This is a genomic window from Paenibacillus medicaginis (assembly GCF_042138635.1).
Classification (GTDB): Bacteria; Bacillota; Bacilli; order Paenibacillales; family Paenibacillaceae; genus Paenibacillus; species Paenibacillus medicaginis.
The window spans coordinates 72,652-90,164 of sequence record NZ_JBHIRY010000010.1; the positions used below are offsets into that span (position 1 = coordinate 72,652).

Consider the following 17,513-nt stretch of genomic DNA (forward strand, 5'->3'; position numbering starts at 1 on the left):
CTATTGAAAGCGGATACATTATCCAAAAATACCGGATCAGCGGCCGCACCGTGCTCTGGTATCTCACTCAACGCTTGTATGGGGGGATTGTCTATTGTTCCGTACCTGGTATCGTCGATTGCTGCTGTCCTACTTTCCCATTTTTTTACTCACCGTAACGATACTCATTTTTGCCTCTTTTGTGTTTATCAATGATATTTCACGCATGGAAACCAAGAAAGCGGACCGCATCTCCGCCAGCTATATCGTGGATAATGTAGACCGGACAATAAAAGAAGTTGAGTTATCGGTGCTGGCTGCCGCTGAACGAAGTGATGCCTATAAACGATATTTCAACAATCAAGGCCAGACGGATAGGGGGACGATCTATGCGGTGGCCCAAAGCCTGCGTAATCTGACCGACGAATCGCCCTATATTCAGTCTGTCTATCTATATGACAAGAAAAGCGAAAGCGTTTTAACAGAAACCGGGTTAAAGGATCTTTCGGGCTTTACAGACGAAGACTGGATTCGCAGTATGACCTCCGGCTCTGTGTCCGAGGGTTGGCAGCCTGTCAGGGAATACAGGGATAAGTTCGTTCAACGCACACCTGTGCGTGTGCTTACCATAAATAAAGCAATGCCTTTGCCCTTTGGCACGGAGGGTATACTTGTTATCAATATCAAAATGAGCGGAATTGAACAGATGGTCGACAGTATGGTCAACGAACAGCTCTCCTTCCTTACGATTATTGGCAGTGACGGGCAGACTGTATACCAGGCGCACTCGGACAGTGAAGGCGCAACGAACGGGGAACAGTTGAATACCATTGATCTGGAACGGCTTGGCTGGACGTTCTCCAGCGGCATCAAGGCGGGCAACCTGTTCGGCTGGGTATCTGTCATCTCCTATCTCTGGGTGGCTATCGCTTTCGGAACGGTTATCTGTGCGATTATTTATCTGGTCTATGTTACCCGGCGCAACTACAAGCCCATTCAGGTGATTATGAACCGGATTGAAGGCCATCAAATCCGGACAATGGACCATTCCACCTACAGACCGGACGAAATGAAGCTCATTGACGGGGTGCTGGAGGATCTGATCAACCATATGACGGATTATGACAGGAAGAGCCGGGAAAACCTGCTGCTGCAGCGCAGCAAGCTGTTCACCGATCTGCTGCGCAATGAGCGGATGGACAATGCTGCCCAGCGGATAGAGGAGCTGTCGCCGTTCTCTGGTGTTCATTCCTCATCCCGCTTTTCGGTTGTGCTGAGCGAAATCAACCGCTACGAACAGGTTTTTCGGGATCGTTATACGAGGGACGACCAGAACACGCTCAAATTTGCTCTGATGAATGTCTTTCAGGAATTGGCGCGGGGGGCGGATTTGCAGGCTTGGGCAGAGTGGATCAGCACAGACCGGGCAGCGATTCTCTTCCTGTCAACCGGAAGCGATGAGAAGATGACTGAGGAAATCCGTCTATTCACCGAGCAATGCCGTTCCTGGGTAGAGCAAAATTTGCGTATTTCCCTCAGCTTTGGCATCGGACCGCCCGTATCTGGTCCAGGTGCAATTCGGGATTCATATGCGGCGGCCGAGAATGTGATGCAGCACAAGCTTTTAATGCATGAAGATATCGCTTTGGTGCAATGCGGGGAAGTACGCCAGTCGCTGCTTGAGACATACAAGTATTTACAAATGATTGCCGAGTTTGTCAAGCAGTTTCGCATGGCGAGCGGCCAATGGCGGGAGCGGTTGGAAGAGATCTTTAAAGCGTTCGAGCAGGATTTTCTGCAGGACGATGATATTCGCTCTCTGATCCAGGCCATGCTGCAAATGCTGAGCCGGGAAGTGGCTGTGATGTCGGAGCAACTGCAGGACGCACTGTCGACGGAGAATGCTTCGATACGTTTGAAGCTGTTGGAAGAGTCGGAGTCCATTGATGAAGTCAAGGGCATTCTGTTTGAATATTTGACCGATGTCTTCCGCACCTATGTCTCCGCCAGCGAGACCAAAAGCTACCGGGCGATGGTCAACGAAATGAAGAACTATATCGAAGAAAATTTTGCGGATTCCGATCTTTCCCTGAAGCATTTAAGCGACCGATTTCAGGTATCTGGAAAATATGCCAGCTATCTTTTTAAAACAGAATTTAATATGAAATTTGTTGATTTCGTTACAGAACTGAGGATGAAGAAAGCCGAACAGCTTCTGTTGGAAACGGAGTATTCTTTGAAGGATATAGCGTTCAAGGTGGGATACGCCAATGCCATTACGTTCGGCAGAGTATTTAAACGGGTCGCCGGAATCACGCCGGGGGATTACCGCTCTTTGAATCGCGGCCGTCCAATCTCCAGAACATGAGCGGCACGCCTGTTCAGATTGAACATGAACAACTGATCTTACACTTGTTATTTCGGGACCGCATTCCTGCTCGCATACCTCCACCAGGAGGATGCAAACACGAATGCGGTCTTATTTTTCATATTTTCGAAAGCGGTTTATTGCACGAAAATGGTTGCATGGATAAACAGAAGGTCTGATTGGGAGTATCCGAAACAGGTTTATTGTCAAGCCGCTGAAATTCATGAAATACTGTGGGCATCCCGGAACAGCAAGTGCCAGGCTTCGAAGCATTAAAGCAAGCATGACGTGATCGGGATTCCGCACAGGGACGGACAGCTTTAAAGTTAGGCGGTCATAAAGCCACAATTAAAAAACGCAAAGGGGATGGGGATGGAAGAATGAACGTATTGCATGGAGTACTGAAGAAGACAATCGGGCTCGGAATGGCCGCAGTCATGGGAATTTCTCTGCTGGCCGGTTGCACAAACGGGGATTCGGCGGCAGAAGGAGAAAACGGCGAACGAGTCACGTTAAAGGTTGAGGTGTTTGATCGTGGCAACAGTCCAGAACCGCATACCATTACCAACAACTATTTGACGAAACTGGTGCAGGAACGGTTCGGCGATCCGAATAACATTGATATCGAGTTTGTACCGGTTCAGCGCTCTGAGGAAGTTTCGAAGCTGAATGTGTTGATGGCGAGCAATACCGATGTGCCGGATATCGTCTTTACGTATGATTCCACCGTGTTTTACCGTTACGCCCAACAGGGTGGTCTGACCGATGTCGGAGAGCTGCTCGATGAGTATGGTCCGAATCTGAAGAAATTTATTGGCGAAGAGACGCTTGCCTTCGGCCAGCTTGAAGGCAAGCAGTTCGCAATCCCTGGCAAACGGGCGATCACGGGCCGCTATAGCTCTTACATCCGTCAGGATTGGCTGGATAAACTGGGCTTGCCTGTACCAACATCGACCGATGAGCTGTATACAACCTTGAAAGCGTTTAAAGAGAAGGACCCGGGAGGCCTCGGCAGCCAAAATATTCCGATGGGCATGGCACTGGCTCCGTCCCAGTTTGAAACCCTGATATTTTCCTTCATCAAGCCGGTCAGAGGTGATCTGACTTACAGCCAGCGTTACGAGCTGCCGCTTCATGAGGGCTTTAAGGATGCGATGCAATTTCTGAACAAGCTCTATAACGAAGGGCTGATCAGCAAGGATTTCAGTCTGGACGAGGATAAAACCCAATTGGCCAAAGATATTCAGAACGGCAATATAGGCTACTGGTCGGAGGACGTAGATGTCCTGTTCTATGCCGATGGCACATTGGATAACCTCTACAAAAATGTAGAAGGGAGCAAGGTGGTTCCGGTAGACGTCCTGACCAACGCCAAAGTTGAAAACAAGCATATTAAGTCCCGCTATGCCTCGAACGGCATGTACATCATGATTCCCAAAAGCAGCAAACGCGCGGTCGAAGCGATTAAGTATCTGGACTGGATGGCCTCCGATCATAATCTGATCGATATGTACAGCGGCATTGAAGGGGAGAACTATGATCTGGTCGATGGCCTGCCGGTCGTCAAAGCCGATGCCCCTCAGGAAGTTGTGGACCGGATTTACAACGCTGGCGATATGGCCATCATTTCCAATGGCAAAAACATCGGAGATCAGGTCACCAACGAAAAAGCTTGGGTGAGCGGCTTCCCGGAGCGCAACCAGGAAATGCTGAAGCAGTCAATCGCGATTGCGAACACCGACACGATTGGTCCTATTGTTTTCGGCAAACCGATTGAAGCGGAGGCCCAATATGGCACCACACTTAATGACAAAATCACCGTCATTATTGTCAAGACTGCGATGGCCAAGCCGGAGGAATTCGAAGCGGTTTACGAGCAGGAAATGCAGGATTATATGTCCCTGGGCGGAGCCAAGCTGCAGGAAGAGCTCGAACAGGCGCTCATGGAGCTTCCGACTCAATAAATGAATAAAGGTAAAAACCGGGGGATGCCGCTCGCTTCACCGGTTTTTACCTATAGGAGGAAACCGACTTGAGCAAAGCGACCTACTTTAGACGGTATTGGCAATTGTACGCGCTGCTTTCGCTGCCTATTCTCTATTTCCTGATCTTCCGTTATGGTCCGATGTATGGTGTGCAGATTGCTTTCAAGGATTTCAATCTGTTTCAGGGAATTACAGGCAGTGAATGGATCGGCTTTGATGCCTTCCGCGAAGTCTTTGGCATGAGGGAGTTCTACAGCACCCTGCGCAATACTTTTATGCTGAATTTTCTGGATTTGCTCGTCTCTTTCCCGGCCCCGATCATCCTGGCTATTATGCTATATGAAATCCGGGCGGCATGGTTCAAAAAAATATCCCAAACCATTCTGTACATTCCCCATTTTATTTCCTGGGTGATTATCGGGGGCATCGTATATCAATTATTCGGCAATCAGTCAGGTATGGTGAACGGTGTGCTGGAGAGCCTGGGCCTCACTCCGATCCCGTTTCTGACCGAAAACAATCCATGGCTGATCACCTATTTGTTCACAGGTGTCTGGCAAAGCGCGGGCTGGGGAACCATCCTCTATCTGGCGGCGTTGACCGGTGTTAACAAGGAAATGTTTGAAGCTGCAGAGGTGGATGGGGCAACAAGATTGAAAAAAATTCGCTATATCACACTCCCCAGCATTAAACCAACCATTGTGACACTGCTTATCCTCAATCTCGGGAAAATGGTCAGCATCGGCTTTGACCGTCCTTATGTTATCGGAAATACAGCGGTGCGGGAATATTCCGATGTGCTCAGCACCTTTGTGTACCGCATCGGTCTGGAATCCGGTCAATATACGCTGGCTACCGTAGTCGGATTATTCCAGGCCGTGGTGGGACTGGTGTTCATTCTCGGCTCGAACTATATTTCGAAAAAAGTGACCGGGGACGGTATTTTATAGGAAGGAAGTGAGTGCCATGAGTGAACGTACCTCAAACCGGATATTTGATATCGTTAATATTACGTTTGTTGCCTTGTTCGTTTTGTTCTGCCTGGCTCCGTTTTTGCATGTAATTGCCGTGTCGCTCAGTTCAAACCGGGCTATCACTTCCGGAGAAGTTACGCTTTTTCCCGTTGAGTGGAACTGGAACGCATACATTAAAGTATTTTCCGACAATGCCATGATTCGCTCGCTCATCTTCACGATTGTTCTGACGGTGGCCACAACGGTGCTGTGTATGCTCTTCACGATCGCGGCAGCCTATCCGCTGACCAAAAGAAATCTCAAGGGCCGCAAATTTTTTATGTACCTTATCATTATCACGATGTTCTTCAGCGGCGGCATCATTCCCGAATATTTGCTGATTCGTGATTTGCATTTGCTTAATTCGGTCTGGGCGCTTATTTTGCCTGGCCTGGTCAGTCCTTTCAACCTGATTATTCTCATTTCCTTTTTCAACAACATTCCTCCAAGTTTGGAGGAATCGGCCGAAATCGATGGCAGCTCCCATTTCCGCACACTGTCGAGCATTATAGTTCCACTGTCCATGCCGGTTATGGCCACATTGGCTCTCTTTTATGCAGTAGGACGGTGGAACGGCTTCCAGGATTCCCTTATGTATATTAACAACCCGAACCTGTATCCGCTCCAGCTTAAGCTGTTCCAAATGGTGCAGAACAATATGGTTTCTGAACTGACGCAGTTGGAGGGGGCCAACCGGACCCCGCTGACACCGGAAAGCCTCAAGGCGGCCACCGTCATTTTCGCTACCGTACCGATCCTTCTCGTCTATCCGTGGCTGCAGAAATATTTTGTCAGCGGTGTCATGCTTGGTGCCGTCAAAGGTTGAACTGTAGGGCGTTGTTGGCTGCCAAGCTGGCGCGCAGAAGGCAATCGGGAGGGAGTTACTAATGTACAAACAACTGGTGGACAGTAATAACAGAGCAGTGGAGGAAGGATTATCCCGGCAGGTGCTCGATCCGCAGAGCCGTTATTATGGAGGAACAATTGACCCGGGTACGGGCATTGCCTGGGTCAACCACACAACCGGCACACCGACCGACATGTGTTATTGGGGGGCCGCTCTGGCTCATCCCGATTCTGCGTATTACCGGGATGAGCAGTTGCTGGCACGGCTGCTGCTGGCGACAGAGTTTGTGCTGCGCGCACAGCATGAGGACGGCTCTATCTCTCCTGGCTGGACCAACTACCATTCACCGCCGGACACGGCCTTTGTCATCGTCGGTTACGCTCAATTGTACCAATTGCTGGCACAGCAGGAATGGGCGCCGCTGCAGCCTGTGCTGGATAATATGCGTCTGTTTCTTGAGCGAACTATTCCCGCCATGCTTACGGGCGGCTGCCATACGCCGAATCACCGCTGGGTGCTATGCGCAGCACTAGGCTTTCTGTATAAGCTGTTTGGACTGGAAGAGGCTGTTCAGCGGGTGGATCAGTGGCTGTCGGAAGGCATGGACATTACACCGGACGGTGAATGGACGGAACGCAGCAACGGGATTTACAACGCAGTCAGCGATATCATGCTTATTCATGCCGCCCGTTTGCTGGATCGGCCACAATTGCTTGACCCAGTTCGTTTGAATCTGCGCATGATGGTATATCTGGTCCATCCAGCGGGCGAGGTCGTTACCGATTATTCCGGACGACAGGATTTGGGAAGTTTTCACGATCTGTCTCCATATTATTTGCCTTATGCCATTCTGGCCCGTTATGACCAAGATCCTGTATTCGCAGGCATGGCAGAATGGGCCGGTCAGGCGCTTGCTAGTCCGGGTGTCTGCTCCGTCAACGTGCTTGTGCGGATGCTGCTGGAGCCGGAGCTTCAAGAGCCGTTTGAGGCAACGGAGATCCTTCCTGTAAAATACGAAAAAATACTGAACGGCGATTTCCTGCGGCATGGCTATTTGCAGAATATGGAGCTCGCAGGCCATCTAGGACGAATCTACCATAGCCGGCTGCATACCGATTTCGGGGCGCCTGTTGCCCGCTGCAGGGACGGCGGTACCAGTGTGACGCTGATGACGGAGACGCCGTCATTTTTTGCGCTGCGCCATGGAGCTGTGAGGCTACTGGCCGTGCAGCTGGCTTCTTACTTTTATCCGGGTTATGTGCCGATGCAGGAAATGACCAAGCTCCCCGAAGGATACCGCCTGGCAGGGGAGCAAAAAAAGGGATATTACGGCCCGGTCGAAGGAGCATTGCTTCCTCCGACATCCGGGACGGCGGTAAGCCCTTGGTATTTGCTCCCTCATCATATGCGCCCGCTTACTCATGAACAGACGTTCCGTGTGGAGGCGGAGGTTCAGCGTACCAACAAGGGCTGGACAATCCGGCTACTTGGTGATGAGCCGGGGGAAGTCATGACACAGCTTTCCTTTATTTTTGGCCGGGAAGGAAGCTTCACCACGGGAGAATTGCAGGCTGCAGGAGAGGACTGTTATCTCTGGAGCGGTGGCCATCTCCGCTATGTATGCGGCGAGGACTGGATTGAACTGACAGGGGGCGAACTGGGCCATCTGGCCGCCACGGTGCGCGAGGCGAAGCTGCAGGATAACTGCAAGGCGGTGTTGGTCAATTTTATGACCCCATTCAATAAGACGTTTACCATCACTTTATCTCCTTCCATGATAAGAAAGCAATGCCAGTGAAACCATGGTGTATGAGTAGAGCGAGGCGCCAGATGTTTCAAGATCTTACGGGCAAGAGTCTCTCCGAAGTTTAGTTCAGCAGGCTCATAAGAGAATCCGACGAGAAAATGATAACGCTTGCAAAAAAATCTTGCTCAAACGATGTTGACTGGAATATTATGAAATTAAGCGCTTAACCTTTAATGGAAAGCGTTTAATTTCAGATAGATTAAGCGCTTAACCTTGGAAGAAGGGAGACGGTTCATCCATGACAACGATTCGACTGACGATGGCTCAGGCACTGCTCCGTTATCTGGACCAGCAGTACATTTCCGTGGACGGGGTGGAAAGCAAGTTTGTCAAAGGTGTTATTGGCATATTCGGGCACGGCAACGTGACAGGAATCGGGGAAGCGCTGGAGCGCAGCCCGGGCAGTCTCACCTATCTGCAGGGCAAAAACGAGCAGGGTATGGTGCATACTGCGGCGGCTTATGCCAAACAGAAAAACCGCAGGCAGATTTACGCGTGCACCACCTCTATCGGGCCTGGAGCCCTCAATATGATCACGGCGGCGGCTACCGCCACAGTCAACCGAATTCCTGTGCTGCTGCTGCCTGGTGACAATTTTGCCTCACGCGAGCCGGACCCGGTGCTGCAACAGCTTGAAGTGGGCAGCGACTATACGGTTTCTGCCACCGATCCGTTTAAGGCAGTAAGCAAGTACTGGGACCGCATCGTGCGCCCCGAGCAGCTGATGACGGCGGTCACCCACGCCATGCGGGTGCTGACCGATCAGGCAGAGACAGGAGCAGTGACGCTGGCGCTGCCGCAGGATGTGCAGGCTGAGGCGTACGATTACCCCGAAGTGTTCTTCACCCGGCGAGTGCATTATCTGGATCGCCGGCCCCCGGTTCGGGCAGCGCTGGAACGGGCGGCCGAGCAGATCGCCCGTGGACGCAGGCCGTTGCTGATCGCAGGGGGCGGCGTGCTCTATTCCGAGGCATCCGCTCAGCTTGCGGCCTTCGCCGAGGCTTTTGGCATTCCGGTTGCCGAGACGCAGGCAGGCAAGAGCGCTCTGCCGTGGGACCACCTGCTCAATGTGGGGGCCATCGGCGTAACCGGCTCCCTGGCCGCCAACAGACTGGCCAGGGAGGCGGATATCGTCATCGGTGTCGGTACGAGATTTTCGGATTTTACGACATCGTCCAGGTCTGCTTTTCAGCATCCGGATGTAGCGTTCGTCAACATTAATCTAAACGGCATGGATGCCGCGAAGCTGGGCGGAGAAGCCATTCTGGCCGATGCGAGGGAGGGTCTGCAGGCTCTTCAGTCGCTTCTGCAGCAGTGTGGATACCGCAGCGGATACGAGGGCTCGGAAATTGTGGAGCTGCGCCAGCAGTGGAATGCCGAGGTGGAGCGGCTGTACGGGCTTGGACATGAGGCAGGGCTGGCCCAGACCGCTGCGATTGGTGTCATCAACCGGACGATTGCGCCATCCTCGGTAATCGTGTGCGCGGCAGGCAGCCTGCCTGGTGATTTGCACCGTTTGTGGCGGTCCGCAGAGCCGAAGACGTATCACATGGAATACGGGTTCTCCTGTATGGGCTATGAAGTGAGCGGAGCACTGGGATCTGCGCTGGCCGAGCCGGAGCGTGAGGTGTACGCCATGGTGGGTGACGGCAGTTACCTGATGCTGCATTCCGAGCTGGTGACCAGCCTGCAGGAGCAGCGCAAAATTACAATACTGCTGTTCAACAACAATGGCTTCCAGTGCATTCACAATTTGCAGCGGGAGCATGGCAGCGACGGGTTCGGCAATGAATTTCGTTACCGGGAAGCAGACACGGGACGTTTGACCGGAGCGTATATACCGATCGATTTTGCCGCTCATGCCCGCAGCCTGGGGGCCAAGGGTTACCGGGTGGAGAACGCCAAGCAACTGGAGGAGGCGCTCAGGGATGCCCAGGCAGAGACTGTGACCACGCTGATCGAAATTCCGGTCGTTCCCGGCACCAATACCGGCGGGTATGATTCGTGGTGGAATGTGGGTGTTCCCGAAGTATCTACGGCGGAAAAGGTCGTTCAGGCCCATGGTGTTATGCAGGAGTATCGCACCAAAGCAAGACTCGTCTAAATCGAATCACAAAGGAGACGTGAAGCTATGAGCAAGCTGCCATTCCGGCTTGGCATTCATCCGATCAATTGGGTTGGCGAGGATGTGAAGGAACACGGTGAGGATACGACGTGCGAACAGATTCTGGATGATATTCAGCGCCTTGGACTGACAGGCACGGAAATGGGGCGTAAATTTCCAACAGACCTGGAGGTTCTGAGGAAGGAGCTGAGCCAGCGCGGCATTAATCTGGTATCCCAGTGGAAATCAGTGCTGTTCTCCGATCCGGCTTACCGGCAGTCCGAGCTGGACAGCTATCGCCGCCATGCCGAATTTCTGCAGTCCATGGGAAGTACAGTGATTAGCACGGCCGAGGTGGGAGGCTCCCTGCATTTTGATCCACGGAGGACACCACATGAAAAAGAGGTGCTAAGGCTGGGCGAGCAGGAATGGAGCAGCCTTGCGGAAGGGCTGAATGCGGCCGGAGCGATCGCCCGTGAGCATGGGCTGAAGCTGACCTATCATCATCACGGCGGCACGGTGGTGGAGCAGCCGGAGGAGATCGACAGGCTGATGGAGCTGACTGACCCCAGTCTGGTGTACCTGCTCTATGATACGGGTCATGCCTACTATGGCGGTGCCGACCCGCTTGAGGTGCTGCGTAAGCACTATGATCGGATCGCCTATATCCACCTTAAGGATGTGCGTCCGCATGTCCTGGAGGAGGCGCGGGCCGAGCAGAGCGATTTTGTCAGCTGTATTCGTAAAGGGGTATTTACGGTGCCTGGAGATGGCTGCATTGACTTTGGCCCGATCGTGCAGGAACTGGTCACCCGAGGTTATGACGGCTGGGCGATGCTCGAAGGGGAACAGGACCCGGCGCTGCATAATCCTTATGCGTATGCGAAGCGTTCTCTGGAATATCTTCATTCCCTGCTGCAAGAGCCTGATACAGAAAGGAGTGCACAGGCATGAGTGATGTATCCTTTCCCGCTTCCAGGAGACTGGATTTCACGGCGATCGGACGTCTGTGTATTGACCTGAATGCCAATGAGATCAACCGTCCGATGGAAGAGACGATGACATTTACGAAATACGTTGGCGGTTCTCCGGCCAATATCACGATCGGCATGTCCCGGCTTGGCATGAAGACAGCCTTCATCGGCAAAATCGCCAATGACCAGATGGGCAGATTCATCCACGGTTATCTGGAAAACAACGGCATCAATACGTCCAATGTCGTGACAGACGATACCGGGGCGGTGACCGGACTTGCTTTTACCGAAATCAAAAGTCCAACCGACTGCAGCATCCTCATGTACCGCGACCATGTCGCTGACCTGAAGCTGCAGCCACGCGAGGTGCAGGAGCAGTTGATTGCCGACTCCAGGGTGCTGCTGATCTCGGGCACGGCCCTGGCACAGAGTCCATCCCGGGAGGCGGTATTTCAGGCACTGGCCTATGCCAGCCGGCACGGTGCCGTGATCGTGTTTGACCTTGACTATCGCCCTTATACATGGACGTCACCGGAGGAGACGGCGGTATATTACAATCTTGCGGCCGAGAAATGCGATATCATCTTGGGCACACGCGAGGAATTCGACATGATGGAGACGTTTGATCATAATCCGGAGCATAGCGATTTGTTAACGGCGCAGAAGTGGTTTGATTTTACGGCAAAAATCGTCGTGATCAAGCATGGCAAGCAGGGCTCCATCGCCTACACCCGCGAAGGGCTTGCCCATCGTGCGGCCAGCTATCCGGCGCAGGTGGTGAAAACGTTTGGGGCAGGCGACTCCTATGCAGCCGGGTTCCTGTACGGTCTGATGCAGGGCTGGTCGATTGAGCGGAGCATGGGGTACGGCAGTGCGGCCGCCTGCATCGTCATCTCCAGCCACAGCTGCTCGGATGCGATGCCAACGGTGGAGCAAGTAAACGATTATATTGAACGTTGCAATCGTGGCGAGATCACAGTGTCGTAGGAAGAAGGCGAGTGTCATAGTACGAAGGAGCAAAGGAGACAAGATTATGGGAGAAAGAGCAATAACGGAGCAGCCGCAAATCATTCACGTACAAAACTGGATTGGAGGTGCCTGGGTCGCCCCGGCGGGCAACTGCACCGAACCGGTGGTGAATCCGGCGACGGAGGAGGTCATCGCTTACGTGCCGCTGTCTGAGGCGGCGGATGTTGACCTGGCAGTACGTACGGCGAAGCAAGCCTTCGCTGCCTGGAGCCTCGTGCCGGTTCCGCGGCGCGCGCGGATTTTGTTCCGTTACCAGCAGCTGCTGGTCGAGCATTGGGAGGAGCTGGCCCGGCTGGTGACGCTGGAGAACGGCAAAAGTTATAACGAAGCCTACGGCGAAGTGCAGCGCGGCATCGAATGCGTTGAGTTCGCGGCAGGCGCCCCGAATCTCATGATGGGCAAGCAGCTGCCCGACATCGCCACAAGGCTCGAATCGGGCATGTACCGGTACCCGGTCGGTGTTGTGGGGGGCATTACCCCCTTCAACTTCCCGATGATGGTACCGTGCTGGATGTTCCCGCTGGCGATTGCATGCGGGAACACCTTTGTCCTGAAGCCGTCCGAACGTACACCGCTGCTGGCGTGCCGCCTGGCAGAGCTGTTTCAGGCAGCAGGACTCCCGGACGGAGTGCTGAACATCGTTCACGGCGCGCATGACGTCGTGAACGGGCTGCTTGAACACCGGGATGTTCAAGCGATCTCTTTTGTCGGCTCACAGCCTGTAGCCGAATATGTCTACACCACGGCCGCTGCGCATGGCAAACGGGTGCAGGCCCTTGCCGGCGCCAAAAACCATTCCATCGTCATGCCCGACGCTGATCTTGATCTGGCCGTCAAGGAAATTACGGGTGCCGCCTTCGGTTCGGCCGGGGAACGCTGCATGGCCTGCTCGGTCGTTGTTGCCGTTGGGGATATCGCGGACACCCTCGTGCAGAAGCTGGCGGAGGCTGCCGACCGGATTGTGATCGGGAACGGCATGGACGAAGGGGTCTTTCTTGGCCCGATCATCCGTGGCCCGCATAAGGAGCGTACGCTTGGTTATATCGCGTCCGGGGAGCACGAGGGAGCCGCCCTGATCCGGGATGGCCGGAAAGATGAGGCAGCCGATCAGTCCGGTTATTTTATTGGACCCACCATCTTCGATGAAGTGGAGAGCAGCATGAAAATTTGGCGGGACGAAATCTTTGCGCCTGTGCTCTCGGTGGCAAGAGTGGCGACGCTGGGAGAGGCGGTAGAGCTGGCCAATCGCTCGGATTTTGCCAACGGGGCGTGTCTGTTCACCCGGAGCGGAGCGAGCATGCGGCAGTTCCGCGAAACGATTGATGCGGGTATGCTGGGCATTAATTTGGGCGTACCTGCGCCGATGGCGTTTTTCCCGTTTTCCGGATGGAAGAAGTCCTTCTACGGTGATCTGCATGCCAATGGCACGGATGGAGTTGAGTTCTATACACGCAAAAAAATGCTGACAGCGCGCTGGTAGTCCACAGTGAAACTTAGGCTGGACCGCTAGAAGTCTTGTTGTGAAGCCGAGCGGCGCAGTGCAGATGCATACAGGGAGGATAACCGAATGGAGAAGGATAAAGTGAAAATCGGAATTATCGGGGCCGGACGGATCGGCAAAATCCATGCCGACAATCTGCTGCGCAACCCGCTTGCCGAAATTGTGGGCATCAGTGATTTATTCGCCGGACCGGAGCTGCAGAGCTGGGCAGCGGAACGCGGCATTGCGGCCGTCACAACTGACAGCAGCAGGCTGATCGCAATGTCTGAAGTGGATGCTGTGCTGATCTGCTCCTCCACCGACACGCACGTGCCCCTGATGGAGCAGGCGGCGCGGGCAGGCAAGCATATTTTTTGCGAGAAGCCTGTCAGCATGGACCTTCAACAGACCCTCGCCGCCGTGACTGCGGCAGAGCAGGCGGGTGTGAAGCTGCAGATCGGGTTCAACCGCAGGTTCGATCATAATTTCAGACGGGTGCGTGAGCATGTGCAGATGGGCACGATCGGGGAGCCGCACATTATCAGAATCACGTCACGCGATCCAAGTCCGCCCCCGGCAGAGTACATTCGGGTGTCAGGCGGGATATTCATGGACATGATGATTCACGATTTCGACATGGCCCGCTACCTGACGGGAAGTGAGGTGGAGGAGGTGTATGCCTTGGGCAATGTGCTGATTGATCCTGTATTTGCGGAGCACGGGGACGTGGATACGGCGATTGTCACCCTGAATTTTGAGAACAGAGCGATCGGTGTTATCGATAACAGCCGTCAGGCTGTGTATGGATATGATCAGCGCGTCGAAGTGTTCGGATCGCTTGGAAACGCCGCGGCTGCCAATGACCATCCGAATACAGCTGAAATTAGCACGGCGGGTGGCCTGATGCGCGACAAACCGCTGCACTTTTTCCTGGAACGCTACAATGAAGCGTATGTAGAGGAAACGGCCCTTTTTATCGAGTCCATTCTGAAGGACACCCCCGTGATGGTGGGCGGCTACGATGCCGTACAAGCGGAGCGCATTGCGTTGGCGGCTCGCATGTCATTGTTGCAGAAAAGACCCGTAAAGCTGAGTGAGGTGCCTGGGATGACTGTTGGAACACAGACGGCTGCCCCATGAGCTGCTGCTTTTTCGAAGATCATTTTCGAGAATCGGATGAAAGAAATCACCAGGAGAGGGAGTGGAGGTAAAAATGGCAGAATACATCATTAAATCTAAGCTGACACCGGATGAAGATGGAACGGTGCTGACCGTAACCCCGGAATCTGCCGGGTGGAGCTATGTCGGGTTTCTGGTGGCAAAGCTGGCAGAAGGGCAGACGCTGACCCGCGAGAGTGGGGATCAGGAGCTCTGCATTGTGCTGCTCAGTGGTTTGGCGAATGCCGTGACCCGCAGTCAGACATGGGACAAAATAGGGAAACGAATGAGCGTTTTCGAAAAAATCCCGCCGTACGCTGTATACGTTCCATGCTCGGATCGGGTAGAGATCACGGCACTGACAAGCGTAGAACTGGCTATTTGCTCGGCACCGGGCCATGGCACCTATCCGGCGCGACTGATTGCCCCTGAAGATGTTGGAGTGGAGATGCGCGGGTACGGCAATTTGGAGCGGCAGATCCACAACATTTTACCAGAGCAAAAGGAAGCGGACAGTTTGCTTGTTGTAGAGGTATTCACGCCGGATGGACATTGGTCCAGCTACCCGCCGCACAAGCATGATCGGGATGCGCTGCCAGAGGAATCGTTATTGGAGGAAACCTATTATTTCCGCGTAGAGCCGGAGCAGGGATTTGCGATTCAACGGGTTTACACGGATGACCGCTCCGTGGATGAGACTCTCGCGGTGAACAATGGGGAAGTCGTGCTTGTACCTTGCGGATACCACCCGGTAAGCGCTCCTCCGGGCTATGAGGTCTACTATCTAAACGTGATGGCCGGACCGACGCGAACCTGGAGATTCCGGAATGACCCGGATCATGACTGGTTGATGAAGCCCAGCTAATTGATGGAGCTCCCAACCCAACCCATCTTCTTTTTTCAGCGCGTGAGCCGTCTGTGTGCATCAGGTTGCTTATGGCGGCATCCGCCTGCATAATGGGAGTCAAATGAAAACAATGGGGAGTTACAATGAAAGCAACCATTTACGATATTGCACGGGAGGCGGGAGTGTCCATTGCCACTGTCTCCCAGGTCATTAACGGCAAAGGCAAAATCAGCGAAAAGCGGCGCGCCGAGATTATGGAAATCATGGAGCGCCTGAACTATCAGCCCAGCGCTATCGCCGCTGCCCTGACAGGCAAGCAGACGTATACGCTTGGGCTGCTCGTGCCAGACATCTCCAATCCGTATTTCGCCGAGCTCGCCAGGGCGGTGGAGGATCGGAGCCGGCAGTTGGGCTACAGTGTCGTGATCTGCAGCACCGATAACAAGGACGAGCGGGTAGAGCGATACCTGAACCTGCTTCAGCAAAAAAAAGTCGACGGCATGATGATTGGAACAGGCATCAGAAATGCCGGGATACTGACACCGCTTCTGCAGCAGTCAATCCCCTTTGCACTGATTGCCCGTCATATGCCGTCACTCGCTGTTCATACGGTTGCCACGGATGACCGGCTTGGTGGTGCATTGGCGGCACAGCACCTGCTGGACCTTGGACATACGCGTGTGGCGGTGCTGTCGGAGCCTGCGCGAGTAAGCAGCAGTCAGGAGCGCTTGCGCGGCTTCCGCGAAGTTCTGGAGAAGGCGGGGTACACGCTGGCACCAGAGCGGATCAGGGAATCGACGGCCGAGCTCAATGCTGCCAAAGCAGCTGTGCTGGAACTGCTTGGACAATCCGCTCAGCCCACTGCGCTGTTCTGCTGCAACGACATTCAGGCTATCGGCGCATTGCAAGCAGCCAAGGAGCTGAACCTGCGGGTGCCGAAGGAGTTGTCCGTCATCGGGTTCGACAACACGATTCTCGCCTCCGTAACGAGCCCGCCGCTGACGACGATTGCACAGCCGATCGAAGAGCTGGGACGTCATGCGGTCGACCTGCTGATTGAAGAGTTGAAGCAGGAGCGGCAGCCTGCGCGGAACATGATCCTGAAGCCGTGGCTGGTCGTTCGGGAATCGACAACAAAGGCGCCTGGATGAGGTATGTGTTGAGCATATCGAATAGGAGACATATGGTAAATAAATTGAAATTTAAAAACCGTCGAAGAAAAAAACGACGGTTTTTCCTTATAATGACCCTGGAACAATGGTGAAGGAACTGGAAATCCCAAAACGCTCTCAGAATCTGTTAGACTAAGAGCAACAAGGGAGCCCACAACAGTTTGTTTATTAAACTGTTGTGGGCTTTTTTTCTTAGATATCAGACATACATGCCGCTTCACGGTACCACTGATAGATGAAAATAGTAGATGGAATCAGAATCAATCCCGATCACCATATCAGCTGCTTATTTCTCGGCGTCACCCATGATATTGACTAATACATCGTTAACATGAGCCGTGTCGTGATGCTCGTGGTAAACGGCGATTTTATCGCCCCGGAGCTCAAAGAGAAAATGATAATGGTTCTGATAGCGACGTCCACTCTTTAGCTTCATCGTTGAGTAGGCTTCCACTGCCACACGGTCCCCTTGGATGGTCCAACCGGTAGGGACGATCTGAAGTGGCCCGTCAGTAATGTCGTCCAGCGGGGTCAACATCGATCGGAATTCATCCTTGGTGATGAACCCAGGGTGTGGAAGTCCGCTCATCCACCACTCGACATCATCGGTGAGCATATCGAGAAGTGCGTTCAACGGTTCCGTGTTCTGAGGGTCCCCCCATCGACCTTGCCCGTAATGGCTAAGGAAGTGTTCAATAATCTTTTTCTTGCCTGTATCGTCCATTTTTGAATTCACGCTCCTTTGTAGAG

At 53.5% G+C, this 17,513-nt stretch carries 13 protein-coding genes; 12 read left to right on the forward strand and 1 reads right to left on the reverse strand.

Annotation, left to right across the window (positions count from 1 at the left end; genetic code table 11):
- The first annotated feature begins 94 nt into the window (after positions 1-94).
- The 12 genes from ACE5LO_RS12490 (at position 95) to ACE5LO_RS12545 (ending at position 16,742) form a co-directional block, all read left to right on the forward strand.
- Positions 95-2,347, forward strand: coding sequence for a helix-turn-helix domain-containing protein (locus ACE5LO_RS12490; protein WP_375520354.1), 2,253 nt, complete (start codon positions 95-97; stop codon positions 2,345-2,347).
- Positions 2,348-2,727: 380 nt separating this feature from the next.
- Positions 2,728-4,311, forward strand: coding sequence for an extracellular solute-binding protein (locus tag ACE5LO_RS12495; RefSeq protein ID WP_375520355.1), 1,584 nt, complete (start codon positions 2,728-2,730; stop codon positions 4,309-4,311).
- Positions 4,312-4,379: 68 nt separating this feature from the next.
- Positions 4,380-5,282, forward strand: a complete 903-nt coding sequence (locus ACE5LO_RS12500) for an ABC transporter permease (RefSeq protein WP_375520356.1) — start codon at positions 4,380-4,382, stop codon at positions 5,280-5,282.
- A gap of 16 nt (positions 5,283-5,298) precedes the next feature.
- Entirely contained in the window at positions 5,299-6,171 is an 873-nt protein-coding gene (locus tag ACE5LO_RS12505) for a carbohydrate ABC transporter permease (protein WP_375520357.1), read from the forward strand.
- A 61-nt stretch (positions 6,172-6,232) separates the two neighbouring features.
- Entirely contained in the window at positions 6,233-7,990 is a 1,758-nt protein-coding gene (locus tag ACE5LO_RS12510; protein ID WP_375520358.1) for a hypothetical protein, read from the forward strand.
- 247 nt (positions 7,991-8,237) lie between these two features.
- Positions 8,238-10,103 (forward strand): 3D-(3,5/4)-trihydroxycyclohexane-1,2-dione acylhydrolase (decyclizing), encoded by a 1,866-nt coding sequence (gene iolD / locus ACE5LO_RS12515; protein WP_375520359.1) that lies wholly within the window; start codon positions 8,238-8,240, stop codon positions 10,101-10,103.
- Positions 10,104-10,130: 27 nt separating this feature from the next.
- Entirely contained in the window at positions 10,131-11,057 is a 927-nt protein-coding gene (gene iolE / locus ACE5LO_RS12520; protein WP_375520360.1) for a myo-inosose-2 dehydratase, read from the forward strand.
- Positions 11,054-12,064 (forward strand): 5-dehydro-2-deoxygluconokinase, encoded by a 1,011-nt coding sequence (gene iolC, locus ACE5LO_RS12525; protein ID WP_375520361.1) that lies wholly within the window; start codon positions 11,054-11,056, stop codon positions 12,062-12,064. Before iolE ends, iolC begins: the two co-directional genes overlap by 4 nt.
- Positions 12,065-12,110: 46 nt before the next feature.
- Positions 12,111-13,586, forward strand: a complete 1,476-nt coding sequence (locus ACE5LO_RS12530) for a CoA-acylating methylmalonate-semialdehyde dehydrogenase (protein ID WP_375520362.1) — start codon at positions 12,111-12,113, stop codon at positions 13,584-13,586.
- Between the two features lie 87 nt (positions 13,587-13,673).
- The gene (iolG, locus tag ACE5LO_RS12535) at positions 13,674-14,726 is read left to right on the forward strand and encodes an inositol 2-dehydrogenase (protein WP_375520363.1); all 1,053 of its coding nucleotides are present in this window, start codon (positions 13,674-13,676) and stop codon (positions 14,724-14,726) included.
- 73 nt (positions 14,727-14,799) lie between these two features.
- Positions 14,800-15,609: a 5-deoxy-glucuronate isomerase gene (gene iolB, locus ACE5LO_RS12540; protein WP_375520364.1), complete on the forward strand. Its 810-nt coding sequence runs from the start codon at positions 14,800-14,802 to the stop codon at positions 15,607-15,609.
- Positions 15,610-15,734: 125 nt separating this feature from the next.
- The gene (locus tag ACE5LO_RS12545) at positions 15,735-16,742 is read left to right on the forward strand and encodes a LacI family DNA-binding transcriptional regulator (protein WP_375520365.1); all 1,008 of its coding nucleotides are present in this window, start codon (positions 15,735-15,737) and stop codon (positions 16,740-16,742) included.
- Positions 16,743-17,049: 307 nt separating this feature from the next.
- Here the strand turns inward: ACE5LO_RS12545 and ACE5LO_RS12550 are convergent, their stop codons facing one another.
- Positions 17,050-17,487 carry a nuclear transport factor 2 family protein gene (locus ACE5LO_RS12550; RefSeq protein ID WP_375520366.1) on the reverse strand — a complete coding sequence of 146 codons (438 nt, stop codon included), beginning with the start codon at positions 17,485-17,487 and terminating at the stop codon, positions 17,050-17,052.
- Between the last annotated feature and the right edge of the window lie 26 nt (positions 17,488-17,513).